The 17068-nt window shown below is 68.0% G+C and carries 18 protein-coding genes; 9 read left to right on the top strand and 9 right to left on the bottom strand.

Annotated elements, in window-relative coordinates:
• Positions 1-48: 48 nt before the first annotated feature.
• The 3 genes from OHS03_RS25310 to OHS03_RS25300 all read left to right on the top strand — a co-directional run bounded on the left by OHS03_RS25310 (position 49) and on the right by OHS03_RS25300 (position 1304).
• Positions 49-270, top strand: coding sequence for a helix-turn-helix domain-containing protein (locus OHS03_RS25310; protein ID WP_328657531.1), 222 nt, complete (start codon positions 49-51; stop codon positions 268-270).
• Entirely contained in the window at positions 270-845 is a 576-nt protein-coding gene (locus tag OHS03_RS25305) for a Clp protease N-terminal domain-containing protein (protein ID WP_328657530.1), read from the top strand. Before OHS03_RS25310 ends, OHS03_RS25305 begins: the two co-directional genes overlap by 1 nt.
• A gap of 63 nt (positions 846-908) precedes the next feature.
• Positions 909-1304, top strand: a complete 396-nt coding sequence (locus tag OHS03_RS25300) for a phage holin family protein (protein ID WP_056814429.1) — start codon at positions 909-911, stop codon at positions 1302-1304.
• Here OHS03_RS25300 and OHS03_RS25295 read toward each other — a convergent pair.
• Positions 1301-2173, bottom strand: a complete 873-nt coding sequence (locus OHS03_RS25295; protein WP_328657527.1) for a 1,4-dihydroxy-2-naphthoate polyprenyltransferase — start codon at positions 2171-2173, stop codon at positions 1301-1303. The two genes, OHS03_RS25300 and OHS03_RS25295, sit on opposite strands and share 4 nt — an antisense overlap.
• A 56-nt stretch (positions 2174-2229) precedes the next feature.
• A complete protein-coding gene (locus OHS03_RS25290) occupies positions 2230-2694 on the bottom strand; it encodes an SRPBCC family protein (protein WP_062988831.1) in 465 nt (154 codons plus the stop codon).
• A 112-nt stretch (positions 2695-2806) separates the two neighbouring features.
• Here OHS03_RS25290 and OHS03_RS25285 point away from each other — a divergent pair, with 112 nt between their 5' ends.
• Positions 2807-6427, top strand: coding sequence for an AfsR/SARP family transcriptional regulator (locus OHS03_RS25285; protein WP_328657524.1), 3621 nt, complete (start codon positions 2807-2809; stop codon positions 6425-6427).
• A gap of 54 nt (positions 6428-6481) precedes the next feature.
• On the opposite strand, the gene OHS03_RS25280 is transcribed toward OHS03_RS25285, so the two are convergent.
• The 5 genes from OHS03_RS25280 to OHS03_RS25260 all read right to left on the bottom strand — a co-directional run bounded on the left by OHS03_RS25280 (position 6482) and on the right by OHS03_RS25260 (position 11130).
• A complete protein-coding gene (locus OHS03_RS25280; RefSeq protein ID WP_328657522.1) occupies positions 6482-7306 on the bottom strand; it encodes an ABC transporter permease in 825 nt (274 codons plus the stop codon).
• Entirely contained in the window at positions 7303-8289 is a 987-nt protein-coding gene (locus tag OHS03_RS25275) for an ATP-binding cassette domain-containing protein (RefSeq protein ID WP_328657521.1), read from the bottom strand. Before OHS03_RS25275 ends, OHS03_RS25280 begins: the two co-directional genes overlap by 4 nt.
• Before the next feature lie 59 nt (positions 8290-8348).
• A complete protein-coding gene (gene menE / locus OHS03_RS25270; protein WP_328664394.1) occupies positions 8349-9473 on the bottom strand; it encodes an o-succinylbenzoate--CoA ligase in 1125 nt (374 codons plus the stop codon).
• Positions 9474-9830: 357 nt separating this feature from the next.
• Complete coding sequence (locus OHS03_RS25265) at positions 9831-10223, bottom strand: VOC family protein (RefSeq protein ID WP_063004020.1); 393 nt, start codon at positions 10221-10223, stop codon at positions 9831-9833.
• A 13-nt stretch (positions 10224-10236) separates the two neighbouring features.
• Complete coding sequence (locus tag OHS03_RS25260) at positions 10237-11130, bottom strand: 1,4-dihydroxy-2-naphthoyl-CoA synthase (protein ID WP_056816187.1); 894 nt, start codon at positions 11128-11130, stop codon at positions 10237-10239.
• Between the two features lie 141 nt (positions 11131-11271).
• On the opposite strand from OHS03_RS25260, the gene OHS03_RS25255 reads away from it, so the two are divergent.
• The 3 genes from OHS03_RS25255 (at position 11272) to menD (ending at position 14246) form a co-directional block, all read left to right on the top strand.
• The gene (locus OHS03_RS25255; RefSeq protein WP_056814402.1) at positions 11272-11718 is read left to right on the top strand and encodes a DUF6918 family protein; all 447 of its coding nucleotides are present in this window, start codon (positions 11272-11274) and stop codon (positions 11716-11718) included.
• Between the two features lie 366 nt (positions 11719-12084).
• Positions 12085-12345 carry a hypothetical protein gene (locus OHS03_RS25250; RefSeq protein WP_056814399.1) on the top strand — a complete coding sequence of 87 codons (261 nt, stop codon included), beginning with the start codon at positions 12085-12087 and terminating at the stop codon, positions 12343-12345.
• 269 nt (positions 12346-12614) lie between these two features.
• A complete protein-coding gene (gene menD / locus OHS03_RS25245) occupies positions 12615-14246 on the top strand; it encodes a 2-succinyl-5-enolpyruvyl-6-hydroxy-3-cyclohexene-1-carboxylic-acid synthase (RefSeq protein WP_328657520.1) in 1632 nt (543 codons plus the stop codon).
• Here menD and OHS03_RS25240 read toward each other — a convergent pair.
• Positions 14243-14473 (bottom strand): Rv3202a family protein, encoded by a 231-nt coding sequence (locus OHS03_RS25240; RefSeq protein ID WP_328657517.1) that lies wholly within the window; start codon positions 14471-14473, stop codon positions 14243-14245. The genes menD and OHS03_RS25240 overlap by 4 nt on opposite strands.
• A gap of 181 nt (positions 14474-14654) precedes the next feature.
• Between OHS03_RS25240 and OHS03_RS25235 the strand changes: the two genes are divergently transcribed.
• Positions 14655-15245 (top strand): TIGR03086 family metal-binding protein, encoded by a 591-nt coding sequence (locus OHS03_RS25235; protein WP_328657514.1) that lies wholly within the window; start codon positions 14655-14657, stop codon positions 15243-15245.
• Between the two features lie 57 nt (positions 15246-15302).
• Here the strand turns inward: OHS03_RS25235 and OHS03_RS25230 are convergent, their stop codons facing one another.
• Positions 15303-15935 carry a TetR/AcrR family transcriptional regulator gene (locus OHS03_RS25230; protein WP_062988843.1) on the bottom strand — a complete coding sequence of 211 codons (633 nt, stop codon included), beginning with the start codon at positions 15933-15935 and terminating at the stop codon, positions 15303-15305.
• An 82-nt stretch (positions 15936-16017) separates the two neighbouring features.
• Between OHS03_RS25230 and OHS03_RS25225 the strand changes: the two genes are divergently transcribed.
• A complete protein-coding gene (locus tag OHS03_RS25225; protein ID WP_328657512.1) occupies positions 16018-17061 on the top strand; it encodes an aldo/keto reductase in 1044 nt (347 codons plus the stop codon).
• Positions 17062-17068 lie beyond the last annotated feature (7 nt).

Genomic DNA, 17068 nt, shown 5'->3' with positions numbered 1-17068 from the left:
TGTCAATTTTTGTTGACAAAGTCGGCATCGTCAATCAAAATTGACGCCATGACCGATGTAGCAACCCTCGCCTCAGCGGCAGGCAATCCCGACCCGGCGGTCGGGCTGCGCGCCGTGCTCGCACTGCGCAGATTGGCCGACCGCCTCGAAACGATCCAGGTGGCCAACGCCAGAGCCAATGGATGGTCGTGGCAGGCCATCGCGGAGGCACTAGAGGTGAGCAAGCAAGCGGTCCATCAGAAACACAATCGGAAAGGTGGAACCCGCTGATGTTCGAAAAATTCAGTCGCGAGGCCCGAATCGCGGTGGTCAGCGCCCAGGACGACGCCAAAGAGTTGGGCGCGAAGCGGATCGGGCCGGAGCACGTCCTGCTCGGCACCCTGTCGAACGCCGAACCCGGACTCCGGGCGGTGCTCGACGCGCGCGGCATCACCGCCGACGGGGTACGCACCGCTCTCGCCGCCCGCACGGACGAGCCGCCGCTCGGCGCCGATGATGCCCAGGCCCTGCGCTCGATCGGCATCGACCTGGACGCGGTGCAGGCCAGCATCGCCGAGAACTTCGGGCCGCAGGCCTGGGACCGGGCCGAACCGGAGGCCAAACGCGGCATGCTCGGGCGACTGCTCGGCTCCGGGCACATCCCGTTCACCGGCCCGGCCAAGAAGACGCTGGAACTCGCGCTGCGGGAGGCGATCCACCGCAAGGATCGCGAGATCACCTCGGTCTACATGCTGCTCGGGATTCTGCGCGGGGCGGACCAGACCACTGTCGATCTGCTCGGCGGGCGCGACGCGGTGTCGGGTGTGCGCGCAGATCTCTACGCGATGCTGGACCGCGCCGCGTGAATTCCACGTCGGGTGTGTGTCAGACCCGCCGCAATGTCCGTTTCCCGGCCTAGCATTGCGTGTATGCAACTAGCAATCCGGTTGGTCATCAACGCCATAGCCATCTGGGCTGCGGCCGCGTGGATCGACAAGATCGATATCTACGTGCCGCCCGAGTGGTCAGCGGAGTGGGGCAACTGGGGCAAGGCCCTGGTCCTGCTCATCGTCGCGCTCGTGTTCACGGCGGTCAACGCCGTGATCAAGCCGATCGTGCAACTCCTGTCGCTGCCGTTCGTGATCCTCACGCTCGGCCTGTTCCTGCTGGTGGTCAACGCGGGGATGCTGTGGCTCACCGCCAAGATCACCGAGATCACCGACTACGGCCTTCGCGTCGACGGCTTCTGGGCGGCGTTGTGGGGTGGCTTGATCATCACGTTGGTCAACTGGGTGCTCGGCATTCTGGTACCCGACGGCGACTAGCCGGCGAGCCCGACGGCCAGCGCGCTCAGCGCCGACCACGCCAGCAGGGCCAGCCCGGAATCGCGGAGGGCCGGAATCAGTTCCAGCCCACCCTTGCCGGTCCGCACGGGGGCGTTGGCCCGGATCGCCAGCGGCGACGCGAGCAATCCGACCAGCGCCCACGGCGTGCTCGCGATCAGCGCCAGGCTGATCACGAAAGGCGTCGCGAGCAGCACCACGTGCAGGGTGCGGGTGCGGGCGTCGCCGAGTTTCACCGCGAGGGTGACCTTGCCTGCCTCGGTGTCGGTCGGGATGTCACGCAGGTTGTTGGCCACCAGCACCGCGCTGGAGAACGCGCCGACACCGATCGCGAGCAGCAGGCCGACCCAGTCGACCCGCAGCGCCTGCACGTATTGGGTACCGAGCACCGCGATCAACCCGAAGAACACGAATACCGCGATCTCGCCGAAACCGCTGTAGCCGTAGGGCTTGCTGCCACCGGTGTAGAACCAGGCGCCCGCCAGGCACACCGCTCCGATCAGCACCAACCACCATGCGGTGGTCACGGCCAGCACGAGCCCGGCGACCGCGCCGATCGCCAGGCTGAGCACCGCGGCGGTGCGAACGGCCTTCGGGGATGCCAGCTTCGAGCCGACCAGCCGCAGCGGCCCGACGCGCACGTCGTCGGTGCCTCGAATGCCATCGGAGTAGTCGTTGGCGTAATTCACCCCGACGATCAGCGCCAGCGAAACCAGCAGCGCCAGAATCGCTTTCCACCAGACGGCCCCGTCGACAGACGCGGCCGCGCCGGTGCCCGCGAGTACCGGCGCGATCGCGTTGGGCAACGTCCGCGGCCGGGCGCCCTCGATCCATTCCGCTGCTGTAGCCATGGATCGAAGCCTAATCCGACATCGGTGGGAGGGCGCGGGTGCGCCTGGTCACGGTGTCAGGCCGGGGTGGATTCGGCGATCGTCTTGAGCCGGGCCAGACCCTTGTCGAAGTCCTTGCCGATGAGGTTGTCGATCGGGAACACCTTGCCGAGCACGCCCATCATGCCGGAGCGGGTGCCGGTCATCTTCCAGGTCACCTCGGTACCACCGGCGACCGGAGCGAGCGTGAAGGTAACGAAATTGGTGGCTTTGAACGGCTTCTCGAAGGTGAGCTCCACCCCGATCTCGCGTTCGGCGTCGGCCTTGATCTCCATCGTGCCCGCACCGGCTTTGCGGTTGCCACGCCACGCGTAGCGGGCGCCGACGCCGGATTCCGGGCCGGTGTAGGTGCGGGCGAGCTGCGGATCGGCGTCCTCCCATGGCGACCACAGCCGCCACTGGTGGAAGTTGTCGATCAGTGCGTGAATCCGTGCTGGTTCGGCGGCGATGGCGGTGCGCCGCGACACCTCGAAGTTGCCCATGCGCGTGAGCCTAAGGCGAGGCGGGGACAAATCGCGGGACACATCGACCTCGGGTGTCGCGGCGAGTGCGAGTCGAGAACCCGACGCCGCGCTCGCCTACGATGACATCGGCATGTCTGTACAGCATCGCGGCCCCGAGGGGTCGCTCTCCGAGGCTCTCTCCCGCGTTGTCGTGGGGGTGCTCGGCGTGATCGCGATCCGCCGCGACGAGGCCATGATCGCGCTGCCCGGCGCCCGCGCCAGGCTACTGCTTGCCGCCCTCGCTGTTCACCCTGGCCGGGCCCGCAGCGCCCAGGCGCTGATCGGCGAAGTCTGGGGCGAACAACCACCCCGGGCGCCGATGAACGCGCTGCACACCCAGGTCTCGCGACTGCGGGCGATGCTGCCCGACGGCGCGCTCGAGATCGGCCCCGCGGGCTACCGGCTGACCCTGCCCGCCGACAGCGTCGACCTTACCGCGGTAGCAGCGCTGGCCCGGCGAGCCGACGAACACCTGGCCGCGGGCAACACCGCCGACAGTCTTGCCGCGATCGCACTGGCCCGCACCCTATGGCGCGGCGAACCGGGCGCCGATCTTCCTGATTCCGCCCCCGCCGACGACCTACGCGCAGCCGCCGTCGACCTGCGCCGCCACCTCGATCACACCGAACTCGCCGCCCACACCGCCCGGTGCGATGTCGCCGCCGCCCTCCCGCTGGCCCGCGCCGCCGCCGCGACCAACCTCTTGGACGAATCCGCCCACACGACCCTGATCCGCCTGCTCGCCGCCGCGGGCCGAACCAACGAAGCCCTCGAAGTCTTCGCCACGTACCGCCTGCGCCTGATCGAGGAACTCGGCGCCGACCCGGGCCCCACCCTGCTCGCCCTCAACATCGCCATCCTGCGCGGCGAACCGATCGAGCTCCCTGGAATCCGCACGGCGCGGCGCAACCGAGAAGCCGAGCCGAGTGTCTCGACGTCCGCACACCGATCTGCCGACTCGTCGGCACTCGGTATGGACAACGGCGCCGGTAGACCGGGCCTCGACACCGGACAAGGCCCCACCGACGCGCGCTATTCGGCTGCTGCCACCCGGTACGAGGGTGCCGAGACAGATCTGGTCGACTCGACCAGCGACGGCGGCTCGCGGCGGACCGGCGCGTCACCTGTGGAGCTGGACGAGCGGGAGCAGCCGAACACATTGCCCGCCGAAGCGGCGAACGGCAGCGCACCTGACCGATCGAGCCACGCCCCGATGCCACGCACGGCGCTCGGCCTGCGCGCCGCACCCAATGAATTGCTCGGTCGCACCGCCGATCTCGACGCGATCACCGATCTGGCGCACCGCTCCAGAGTGACCACCGTCCTCGGACCCGGTGGCACCGGCAAGACCAGGGTCGCCAACGCGGTGGGTGAACGGCTGGCTCGTTCGATGCCGGTGGTACTCGTCGAATTGGCCTCGGTGCAGCCCGAATCGGAGGTGGGCGCCGACTCGCGCACCGGTATCGAGATCGTGATCGGGCAGGTGATGGGCCTGGGTGAGGTGATCCGTGACCCCGGCGCCATCCGGCAGGGCAGGCAGATCGATGCGCGCACCCGCCTGCGTGAGGCGCTCGCGGCGCGGCCGATGGTGCTGATTCTGGACAATTGCGAGCACGTGATCGACGCCGCGGCCGAGGTGGTCGCCGATCTCGTCGGCAGTTGCGCCCAGCTGACGGTGCTCACCACCAGCCGCTCACCGCTGGCGATCACCGCCGAATCCGTCTATCCGCTCGCTCCTTTGGCGATCGACGCGGCAGGTTCACCCGCCACGGAACTGTTCTCGGCACGTGCACGGGCGGTGCGTCCCGATGTGCGCCTCGACCCCGACACCGTGGCCAGGTTGTGTCGCACCCTCGACGGTCTCCCGTTGGCGATCGAGCTCGCCGCCGCACGGGTGCGCACGATGAGCGTCGCCGAGATCGAGACCAGGCTCGAACACCGTTTCGCCCTGTTGCGCAGTGGTGATCGGTCCGCGCCGCATCGGCATCGCACGCTGCACGCGGTGATCGCGTGGAGCTGGAACCTCCTCGACCCCGATCAGCAGGTGACCCTGCGCAGGCTGAGCCGGTTCCCGGCCGGGTTCACCCTATCCGCGGCCGAGATCGTCGCCGCGGGCCCGGATGTGGCCGCCGCGGTGGACGGGCTGGTCGGCCAGTCCCTGCTCACCGTCCTGGACGACCCCGACGGCGCGGGCATCCGCTATCGCATGCTCGAAACGGTTCGTGAGTTCGGCGCCGAACAGATCGCCGCCGTCGACGCGGCGACCGACGGCGCCGAATCCGCGCTGGTGCTCGACAGAATGTTCTGCTGGGCGAGGGAATTCGCGCTGGCGTCGTTTCGCGGCTACCGCGGCGGCCATCAGGTGCGGGCGGTGCTCGCGGTGACCGCCGACCTGGACAACCTCGTCGCGGTACTGCGCATTGCCGTCGATCGCGCCGACGCGCACACCGCCTACTCGGTGTTCCCGGTGGTCGCGATTGCCTGGGTGATGCGCGGCGCACACCTGGAATTCACCGGGTGGGCCATGCGATTGGTCGCTCTCGTACCGCCGCCACCGGCCTCGGGCGACGCCGCCGACCTACAGATGATCGCGCATCTGCTGACCTGCCTGCACATGCTGTTCCTCAAGGACGGTGGCGTCCGCGCGACGGCGATCGTGCGCATGCGCGCGCGGCGGTTGGTGACGAACCCCGATCTCGATCCGGGCTTGTCCTTCCTCGGTACGGTGATCACCGTTCGGCCCGAAAAGTTCCGGTTGGGCAGACTGTTGGCCCGTGGTGCGCGTTCACACCATCGGCAAGTTCGGGTCTCCGCGCTGATCGCACGCGCCAATCTTTGGGAGAACGCGGGCAACGTCGCGGGCTCGACCCGCGACTCCTTACACACACTCGACGACATGGACCCGGCGGAAGTGTGGGGCATGGCGACGGTGAGCCAGCACCTGGCCCAACTGTCCGGTCAGTCGGCGCACTACGCCGACGCCGTGAACTATTACCGCCGCGCGCTGGAGTTGATGGGCAAGCTCCGTGTGCACGAAGAGATCATGGAGAGCCGCTGCTACCTGGCGGCTTCCCTGGTCGGCTGCGGTCGACTCGAGCAGGCCCGCGCCGAACTCGACTTCGCCCTACGCCCGGACGATTCCGGCGTGAGTCCGGTCGACGACCCCAGCGTTCGCCGCAATCACCGGCTGGCGAACGCGGCCACCGCCCTCGCCGAACTCGAGATCGCCGAGGGCGATATCGACGCCGGACTGCGCCATTTCCGCCGCGGGCTCGAGCTGCTCGGGTGGCCCGATTTCGAACCGACGCCAGGCCCCGGTTCACTGATGATCGCGGCGGGCACCGTGAGCGCCCATGTGCTGCACGGCCGGGCGTCGGTGGCCGGCCCCCTGGTGGCCGAGATGATCGAGACCGCCGATCAACGGTTGGCGCAGTACATCGACCTGCCGCAGATCGGCGCGGTGGCGTGCGCACTCGGTTCCTACCTGCTCACCACCGAGAACGGGCGTACCGACGGTCTCGAACTGCTCACACTGGCAGGGACATCGATGGCCAGACAGGACAGTCCGTCGATGGAACTGGCCGCGCACATCGCCTTGCATCGGAGCGTGGTCGGCGATGCCGCGATGGACGCCGCGCTGCATCGGGCGGCGGGTACGCGTCGTCTCGATGCCGCGACGCGCATCATCGAAATCCTCGCCGGACTGCACTGACACGACAACGGCACCCGATCCCATGGATCGGATGCCGTTGCGGGACAGCAGTATTCAGGCGCGGCGCATGTAGGCCCGTACCGCGAGTGGCGCGAAGATCGCGATCACCACGAGCGAGCCGACCAGCGACCAGACGAGGTCGGTGCCGTAACTGTTGGAGTTCATCAGTTCCCGGCAGGTGTTGACCATGTAGTACACCGGGTTGGCATGGTTGAGCCCCTGCATCCAGCCCGGCATGGTGCTCACCGGGGCGAAAGCGCCGGACATGAACGTCAGCGGGAACATCACCATCATCGAGATGCCCTGCACCGACGCGGCACTCTTGCCGGTGACGCCGACCAGCGCCCAGATCCAGCTGACCGCGAACGAGCACACCACGACCACCAGGCAGGCCGCGACCACGCCGACCAGACCGCCACCGGGCCGGTAGCCCAGGCACAATCCGACCAGCACGGTCAGCGTCGAGGCGATGGCGTAGCGCACCATATCGGCCAGCAGCGCGCCCGCCAGCGCCGAAACCCGGGCGATGGGGAGGGATTTGAAGCGGTCGAACACGCCCTTGTCCATGTCCTCGCGCAGCTGCGTGCCGGTGACCACCGAGGTCAGCACCACGGTTTGCACGAGGATGCCCGGGATGAGCACCGGCAGATAGCCGGACACGCTGCCCGAGATCGCGCCGCCGAAGATGTAGGTGAACAGCGCGGTGAACAGGATCGGCTGCACCGTCACGTCGAAGAGCTGTTCGGGATTGTGTTTGATCTTGAGCAGGCCGCGATAGGCCATGGTGAACGAGGTGGCGATCGTCTCGCGCAGGGCGATCCGGTCGCTGGCCTCGGGGAGTTTGTCGAGGGATTCGGGAGCGGTGAGTACTGCGGTCATGCCGCGCTCCGTTCGGTGTCGTCGGATTCGTCGGCCGGATGGCCGGTGATGGTGAGGAACACTTCGTCCAGCGTCGGTTTGCTGACGGTGATCTCGTCGACCCCGATCTCCCAGTCGCGCAACCGGATCAGCAGGTCGGCGGTGAGGTTGGGGTCGGGCAGTGGCGCGGTGAGCCTGCCCGCTTCGGGGCTGATCTGCACGCTCACGTCGAGGAAGTCGCCGATGATGCGGCGGGCTTCGTCGAGCTGCCCGGAATCGACCAGCGTCAGGTGGACCGACGCGCCGCCGACGGAGGCTTTGAGCTGGTCGGCGGTGCCGTCGGCGATCACCTTGCCGCGGTCGATCACTGCGATCCGGTCGGCCAACTGATCGGCCTCGTCGAGGTACTGGGTGGTAAGCAGCACTGTCGCGCCTTCGCGGACGAGCCTGCGGATGGTTTCCCACATCTGCGCGCGAGTGCGTGGGTCGAGGCCGGTGGTCGGTTCGTCGAGGAACAGCAGCGGCGGGGTGGAGATGAGGCTGGCGGCGAGGTCGAGACGCCTGCGCATGCCGCCGGAGAAGTTCTTCAGCGGTTTGGACGCGGCCTCGGCGAGGTCGAACTCCTCGAGTAGCTCGACCGCCTTGCGCCGGGCATCGGACCTGCTCAGGCCGAGGAGGCGGGCGAAGATGATCAGGTTCTCGGTGGCGGTGAGTTCCTCGTCGACCGAGGCGTACTGGCCGGTGACACCGATCAGCGAGCGCACCGCGTTCGGTTCGGCCACGACGTCGCGGCCGAAGATCCGGGCGCTACCGCCGTCGGGGCGGAGCAGGGTCGCCAGCATCTTGATGGTCGTGGTCTTGCCCGCGCCGTTCGGTCCGAGCACGCCGTACACGGCGCCGCGCGGCACCGTCAGGCTCACCCCGTCGACCGCGCGCTGCTTGCCGAACACCTTGACCAGCCCGTCCGCCTCGACGGCGAGGGATGAAGTGGGTGTGTAAGTCATGAGCACTACCGTGCCCACCCCGACTTGCACGCCCCTTGCGTCGCGCTGTCGTCTGGCCGCTATTCAGCTTGTAGAAGCTTGCGCAGCGCTGCGCGGTCGGGCTTTCCGGGGCCGCGTAGCGGGATCTCCGACAGCACGGCCAGTTCACGCGGTGCGGCGATCGAGTCGAGTTCGGCCACCACGTAGGCGCGCAGTTCGTCCAGCGTCGGCGCGGCGCCCGGTGTCGGCACGACCGCGACCGCGACTCGCTGACCCAGTCGTTCGTCGGGCAGGCCGAGCACGATGCATTCGCTGATGCCCGGGTGGTGAGACAGCACAGCCTCCACCACCTGCGGAATCACCAGTAGGCCACCGGTCATGATGGCCTCGTCCAGGCGCCCCGTAATCGAGAGCACACCGTCTTCGAAGGAGCCCGCGTCTTCGGTCCGGAACCAACCGGGCTCGGCGAAGGCCGGATGGTCGGGCAGATTGCGGTAACCGCGCGCGATCATCGCACCGCCGAGGATGACGCGACCGTCCTCGATGCGCAGTTCGGTGCCGTCGAGCGGCACGCCCTCGTAGACGCACCCACCGCAGGTCTCACTCATCCCGTACGTCCGCACCACGGTGATACCGAGGTCACGCGCCCGGTCGAGGACGGGCGCGGGCGTGGCCGCACCGCCGACCAGCACACCGTCGAGTTCGGCCAGCGCCTTGGCCGCCACCGGCGAATCCAGCGATTTGATGAGCTGCGTGGGCACCAGCGCGGTGTAGCGACGCGGTCCACGCATCGCGCCGACAGCCCCGGCCAGCGCTTCGGGCAGGAACCCGCCCGACACGTCGAGCACCGTGGGCTCGGTGCCGGCGAGGATGCTGCGCAGCAACACCTGGATACCGGCGATGTGATGGGTCGGCAGCGCCAGCAGCCAGCTACCCGGACCGCCGAGACGGTCGTGCGTGGCGTTGCCGCTGGCACGCAGGGCTTCGGCGCCGAGCAGCGCGCCCTTGGGGATACCGGTGGTGCCCGAGGTCGTCACGACCAGCGCGACATCGTCGTCGATCGGATCGCCGGGCTTGAGCGCGTCGGAAAGCCTGCGCGCCTCCCGACGATCGGTGGTCGGAATCGGTAACCACGCCGGGCCGCTGCCGTCGAGGGCTTGGCGCAGGTGGGGCATCACTTCGCTGACCCCGGAACCGGTCGGCATCTGCAGCGTCCGCAGGGTCCTGCTCACGCCGCAGCCTCGCTGGCGCTCAGCTGCGGCGCGCGCATTGCACGCTGGCACATGATTCGCTCGCTGCGCTCCCTCATGCCACCACCTCCGGAAACAGCTTGCCGCGCGCCCTCACGGCTTCGATCGTGTCATGCGACCGACAAGACCCGGCCAACGGGTCGGTTTGTCGGGAAACGGGTCGGCAAAGCCAGACATAGCGACTGCGATTCAGTAGATGGACAACACCACTCGCACTGCGGTCCGGACGACGTCGGTCGGGCGCTTGCTCGCAGCTATCGTGCGCGGCCGAGCCGTCATCGGCAACTCGGCTCGGCCGCGGGCACGGCCCTCTCACTCCGGCGACCAGCGCTGATCCCGCCGGATCGGATGTTCGGCGGGAACCTGCACCAGCACGATGGCGACGCCGTCCGGATCGCGCAGCCACATCTCCCACAGACCCCAGTGTTCGAGCACCGGTGCGCGCTCGATCTCGATTCCCTTCAGCGCCAACTCCGCCGCCGCGTCGTCGACATCGCGCACCTGCAACCAGATCGCGCCGTCGAAGCTGCCCGACTGCCCGCTGCCACCGTGCGCGGCGACCTCGAGCAGCGACTGCCCGGCGAAGAACACCGTGCCGCCGGGGTACTCCCGTGCGATCGCCAAGCCGAGGCCGTCGCGGTAGAACGCCAGCGTGCGACCGTAATCGCTGGGGCGCACGATGATCCGGCTGTTGAGAATCTCCATGGGATGTCCGTTCTCAGAAGTACCAGGGGTAGGGCGTCCAATCGGGCTTGCGCTTCTCCAGGAACGAGTCTCGGCCCTCGACCGCTTCGTCGGTCATGTACGCCAGGCGAGTCGCCTCACCGGCGAACAGTTGCTGACCGACCAGACCATCGTCGAGCAGGTTGAACGCGTACTTCAGCATGCGCTGCGCCTGCGGCGATTTGCCGTTGATGTCGGCGGTCCACTCCAGCGCGACGTTTTCCAGCTCGTCGTGGTCGACGACCTTGTTCACCGCGCCCATCTGGTGCATCTCCTCGGCCGTGTACGGCCTGCCGAGGAAGAAGATCTCGCGGGCGAACTTCTGGCCGACCATCTTCGCCAGATACGCGCTGCCGTACCCGCCGTCGAACGAGCCGACGTCGGCATCGGTCTGCTTGAACCGCGCGTGCTCGCGTGAGGCGAGCGTCAGATCGCAGACCACGTGCAGGCTGTGCCCGCCACCGGCGGCCCAGCCGTTGACGAGCGCGATCACCACCTTGGGCATGAAGCGGATCAGGCGCTGCACCTCGAGGATGTGCAGTCGGCCCGCGCGCGCCGCGTCGACCGTGTCGGCGGTCTCGCCGTCGGCGTACTGGTAGCCGTTGCGGCCGCGGATGCGCTGGTCGCCACCGGAACAGAACGCCCAGCCACCGTCCTTCTCGCTCGGACCGTTGCCGGTGAGCAGCACCGCGCCCACGTCAGGGCTCATCCGCGCATGGTCGAGCGCGCGGTACAGCTCGTCGACGGTGTGCGGGCGGAACGCGTTGCGTACCTCGGGCCGGTCGAATGCGACCCGCACCGTGCCCTGCTCGATATGGCGGTGATAGGTGATGTCGGTCAGGTCCTCGAACCCGGGGACGGGCTGCCACAGCTTCGGATCGAAAGTCACGAACACGATTATTGCCCTACCGTCCGACGCCGCGGTACGAGGTCGTAACACCGCAGCTCGAGCGGTCGCCGCATACTCTGAGCACCTGGTGCGTATAGTTGCGCCTGCTCGTACATCGAACCGATCCGGAGGAACCTGAAAGTGGTTGCAGCACTGTCTGAATCCCTGCTCGACGACGCCAAGCGTCCGGCTTTCCTTGCTGACGCCGTCGAGGTGCTCGACGCCGAGGTCTCGGACAAAGGTGGTGCGTCCGGCCTGGCCGTGAAGGGTGGCTACGCGGCGGTCAAGAAGATCAGCCCGACCATCGTTCCCGACGGCCTCGCGTCGCTGGCGCCGAAACTGCTCGATCAGCTCCAGCCGTACTGGGCGGAATTCACCACCTCCGGCACCGGCACCTTCGCCGATCTGCTGGCCGCGAAGTCCGATGAGGTTGCCGAGTCGCTGCTGGCCGTCACCGACGCCCGTGCCGAGTCGTCCACCCGGCCCGCGCTGAAGAAGGTGTACTCGTCGATGCGTGGTTCGGCCAAGAAGCACGTCATCGAGGCACTGCCGCGCGTCGGCGATCTGGTGCAGAAGCACGCAGGCTGAGCGGTATAGCGGGGTAGCCCCCGCTGTGATCGTGTGAACGAGGCCGGTGCGAGTTCGGGTAACCGAACCGCACCGGCCTTTTCGCGTTCGCGGGTGACCACCCTCACGTAACGGGGGCATGCGGTGGCCTCGGACACATCGATTCCCGGTCGGCGGTAAATTCCGTGACAGCCGGTGTGAGGAAAATTACCGCCACGGTGAACGCCAGGATAATTGCGGGTTGCCGCTAATTCGACGAGAGCGCGCCAGTCATCGGCGCGATTGACAACCACCCTGCCTTATCGGATACGTTGCCAATCAAGCGATCCGGAAATCGAATTGCTTTTAGATGACTGCATTGCAAAGGTCGAAAGGAAGTTTGCTCACATGATCTCTCGTAAGACCCTCGCCGCCACCGGTGCTGCCGCTGCTGCCGCTGTCATGTTCTTCGGTCCCGCCGTCGCGAGTGCCGACGCCACCGGATCCGCCGAGGCCGCCACGGGCTCGGCTGACGTGCTGACCGGCTCGTCCGCTGGTTCGGGTGTGCTGGAGTCGGGCAGCGCCGCGGTCGACAGCGCTACCTCGGCCGTCCTCAACATCATCGAGTCCGTCACGGGCATCCAGGATCTCACCGCACCCGCGGAGTGAGCTGAATATTCGTTCGACCAACCTTTTGTCGGGTTGACGGAAATTCCGGCGGCGGGCAGATAGCCCGTCGCCGGATTTCTTTCTTCTGTTGTTGTCTTTGCGATTTCATGAATGTCGGTTGCCCCGGTATATGAATGTCGGTTCATCGCGCCCCGGATATCCCGGCAATCGGTCGCAGAGTCGAATACTGGTGCGCTGGTCGCACTCGGTGACGCAGACAACGCGGGCCGGGGGCAGACGGGTGCGCGCCGGTCTGACAGGCTGTGATTGTGAATCCGTCTACTGCGCAGGCACGAGTGGTCGTCGACGAGCTCGTCCGCGGCGGCGTCGGTGAAGTGGTGCTGTGCCCCGGATCGCGCAACGCGCCACTGGCCTTCGCGCTGCAGGCCGCGGACGCGGCCGGGGAGCTTCGGCTGCATATGCGCGTCGACGAGCGCACCGCGGGATTTCTGGCGATCGGTCTCGCGGTGTCGTCGGGGCGGCCGGTTCCGGTCGTGATGACCTCCGGCACCGCGGTGGCGAACCTGGGTCCGGCCGTACTCGAGGCCAACTACGCGCGGGTGCCGCTGATCGTCGTCAGCGCGAACCGGCCCTACGAGATGCTCGGTACCGGCGCCAATCAGACGGTGGAGCAGCTCGGCTTGTTCGGGTCGCAGGTGCGCGCCACGATCAGCCTCGGGCTGGCCGAGGCCGAGGTGGGGGAGTCGGCCTACCCGCGACAGAACAGCGTGTGGCGCTCGTCGGTATGCCGGGTGCTCGCGGCCGCGCGCGGAACCCGTTCCGGTAACGCGGGTCCGGTGCAATTCGACATCCCGCTGCGTGAACCGCTGGTCCCCGAGCTGTCCGACGATCCGCTACCCGTGGGTCGCGAGGGGGAACGGCCATGGACGGCAACCCAATACGCCACCCTCGACGTGCCGCTCGACATCGACCTGACGCCCGACACCGTCGTCATCTCCGGCCACGGCGCGCGGTTGCTGCCCGAACTCGCCGCGCTGCCGACGGTGGCCGAGCCGACCGCGCCGATGCACGGCCCCGCCCTGCACCCGCTCGCGCTGTCGCTGCTGAAGCCGACCCAGGCGATCATCACCGGACGTCCGACCCTGCACCGGCAGGTCTCGCGGGTGCTGGCCGATCCGGACGTCACCGTGTTCGCGCTCACCACCGGTCCGCGCTGGCCCGATGTCTCCGGCAATGTCGTCGGCACCGGCACGCGCGCGGTGACCACCGGTACACCCGATCCCGCCTGGTTGGCGCGTTGCTCGGAACTGAACCAGCAGGCCGAGTCGGTGGTGCGGGCCGAGTTGGCCACGCATCCGAAGGCGACCGGTCTGCACGTGGCGGCCGTGGTCATGGATGGCTTGCGAGAAGGCGATCAACTGCTGCTCGGCGCGTCGAACCCGGTGCGCGACGCCGCCCTGGTGTCGTATCCGCGCCCGGGCATCCGGGTGCTGTCCAACCGCGGTGTCGCCGGTATCGACGGCACGGTCTCGGGCGCCGTGGGTGCCGCCCTGGCGCATCCCGGCCGCACCGTGGCGCTGATGGGTGACCTCACTTTCCTCCACGATGCGTCCGGTCTGCTGATCGGGCGCGGCGAACCGCGCCCGGACAATCTCACGATCGTCGTCGCCAACGACGACGGCGGCGGCATCTTCGAGCTGCTCGAACAGGGCGATCCGCAGTACGCGGGGGTGTTCGAGCGGGTATTCGGCACGCCCCACGGCATGGATCTGGCCGCCCTGTGCGCCGCCTACCGCATCCCGCACCGTCAGGTCGATCCCGCCGAATTGGCTGTGGAACTGGCCGCCGACGCGCACGGCCTGCGGGTGCTCGAGGTCGCGACCGAGCGTTCCAGCCTGCGTGAACTGCACGCGGGTCTGCGGGCCAAGATCGCCGGTTAGGCGCCGGTGAACCCCTCGTCGGCCTCGTCGAAGGGGACGGGGATGGTCTGTTCGATCACGTCCGCCGGATTCGCGGTGTCGGCCTCGCGGGCGATATCGGCCGCCATCTCGGCGTCGGAGTAGGCCGGATCGTCGGGGTCGTCATCGCGGAAGGCGGACTGTTCCTGCTCGATGCGATCGGCCTCGGGGACCTCGTCCAGTGGGCGAGCGGGTTCGTCATCGATCATCGGTGCTCCTCGTTCGTCGGCCTGCTCGATCGGTTGAGCCTCGGACGTGATGTGCGCTGATCGGGTCCTGCGCTGTCCAGGGTGCGCCGATCCGGCGCGCACGGCAAGCCGCACCGATGACTTCGGGGCGATGGGTTCGTCTGCATGAGTGCGACCGCGAAGTCATCGACGAGGAGTACTCATGGAACCGCAGTTCGATTTCGAACCCGCCGCTCGATCGCTCGCCGCGGTCGTCGACGGCATCACCGACGACCAGCTCGCCGACCCGACGCCGTGTGCCGAGTCGACGGTGCGCGACCTGCTCGCCCACGTGGTCGGGCTCACCGAGGCGTTCCGACAGGCTGCGACCAAGGAATCGGTCGGCCGGTCCGTGCCGCCGCCCGCCGGTTCCGACAGCCCGCTGCCCGATGACTGGCGCACCCGCATCGCCGCGCAGCTCGAGACGCTGACGACGGTGTGGCGGGTGGCGCAGGCATGGGACGGCGATACCGAAGCCGGTGGGGTCGAGCTGCCTGCCTCGGTGATGGCGATCGTCGCGCTCGACGAGATCACCATCCACGCGTGGGATCTCGCCGTAGCGACAGGGCAGGAGTTGACCGTTGACCCCGTGGACCTGGCGATCCTGCACGAGTTCCTGCGCGAAACCGACCCCGAGGGCACACCCGGCTTGTTCGGCCCGATCGTCGAGATCCCGGCCGACGCACCGGCATTCGATCGACTGCTCGGCCTCACCGGCCGTGATCCCGCGTGGCGCTCCGCCGTCGCATCGTGAAACTGACCCCGATATCTTGCGGCGCTGAACGTGGCCCGTGGGCGAACTTGTCGGGAGTCAGGCGCTGACGTCGTCGGGCGTGATGACGAACGTTCCCGCGGCGGTGGCGATGGTAGCGGCCTTGGCCGACCGGTCGGCGATGTCGTCGTCGATGGGATCGCCACTGGCCAGTAATCGGTAGTAGAGCGGCGCGGAGACGGCGGAGAGCACAGCGCGCGGGTCGGTGCCGACAGGTGCTTCACCGCGGAGGACGGCGGCTTCGACACACGGCGCCCACTCGTTGAGGCGGGTGTCGTAGAAGGTGTGCAGCGCGGCGGCGGTGGCATCGTCGCAGGTGGCAGCCGCGATTACGGCGCGGAAGAGGTTGCTCTGGCGGCCGTCGGCGAGGGTTTTCGCGACCAGTCGAGCGTTGGCTGTCAGATCGTCGAGCAGTGAGCCGGTATCGGCGCGAGGCAACGACTGCTCTGCCATCTCGACGAGCAGGTCGGCGACCAAGCCGGCAGGGGTGCGCCAGCGGCGGTAGACGGTGGTTTTGCCGACCCCGGCGCCGGTGGCGACCTCGGTCAGATCGAGATGGGCGAATCCGCGGTCCGCGAGCAGATCACCGGCCACTTCCAGGACGGACTCGCGCACGCGAGCAGTGCGTCCACCAGGCCGAACAGAGCCCGGCCAAGCGATATCGTGATCCATAACGGAACTCCTGTTTCATTTAGCGCGCAGCGGGTGTATTGTCGGTTCTGTTAACGAAACAATAGACCCTTTAGGAGCTCTCATGGAATACCGGCGGCTCGGCGCATCTGGTCTTCTCGTTCCGGCGCTCGGCTTCGGCGCAGGCACCTTCGGCGGGCGTGGTGCGCTGTTCAGCGCGTGGGGTGATACCGATGCCGCGCAGGCCAGGCGCTTGATCGACATCAGCCTGGATGCCGGTGTCACCCTGTTCGACACGGCCGATGTGTATTCCGACGGCGCGTCGGAGGAAGTGCTCGGCGCGGCGATCAAGGGCAGGCGCGAGCAGGTGCTGCTGTCGACGAAATCGGCGCTGCCCACCGGTCCCGGCCCACACGAGGCGGGCTCGAGCCGTGCCAGGCTGATCCGTGCCGTCGACGCCTCGCTGCGCCGCCTCGGCACCGATTACCTCGATCTGTTCCAGCTGCACGCCTTCGATGCGGGCACCCCGCTGGCGGAAACCCTCACGGCCCTCAACGATCTCGTGCGCGCGGGCAAGATCCGCTACCTCGGCGTCTCCAACTTCGCCGGCTGGGAGTTGATGAAAACGCTCGCCACCGCGGATGCGCTCGGCCTGGAAAAGCCGGTGGCGCACCAGGTCTACTACTCGCTGGTGGGTCGCGACTACGAATGGGAACTGATGCCGCTCGGCGCCGACCAGGGCGTCGGCTCCATCATCTGGAGCCCGCTCGGCTGGGGCAGGCTCACCGGCAAAATTCGCCGTGGACAACCGCTTCCGGCAGGAAGTCGACTGCACGAGACGGCCCAAGCGGGCCCGCCCGTCGACGATGAACGACTCTACGATGTCGTCGATGTGCTCGATCGCATCGCCGCTGAAACAGGTCGCAGCGTCCCGCAGATCTCCCTGAACTGGCTGCTCACCCGGCCCACCGTCGCCTCCGTGTTGATCGGCGCCCGCAACGAGGCACAGTTACGTCAGAACCTCGGTGCGATCGGCTGGCAGCTCGAACCCGAACACCTGGCCGCCCTCGACGCCGCGAGCGCGACCACGCCGCCGTACCCCTACTACCCGTACCACCGGCTGCCCGACTTCGCCCGGCTCAACCCGCCCGCGATCCGCGCGGCCTGATCGGGCC

This window comes from Nocardia salmonicida (assembly GCF_036142455.1).
Classification (GTDB): domain Bacteria; phylum Actinomycetota; class Actinomycetes; order Mycobacteriales; family Mycobacteriaceae; genus Nocardia; species Nocardia salmonicida.
The sequence above is the reverse complement of the archived record's forward strand: the minus strand, read 5'-3'. Positions and strand labels throughout refer to the sequence as shown.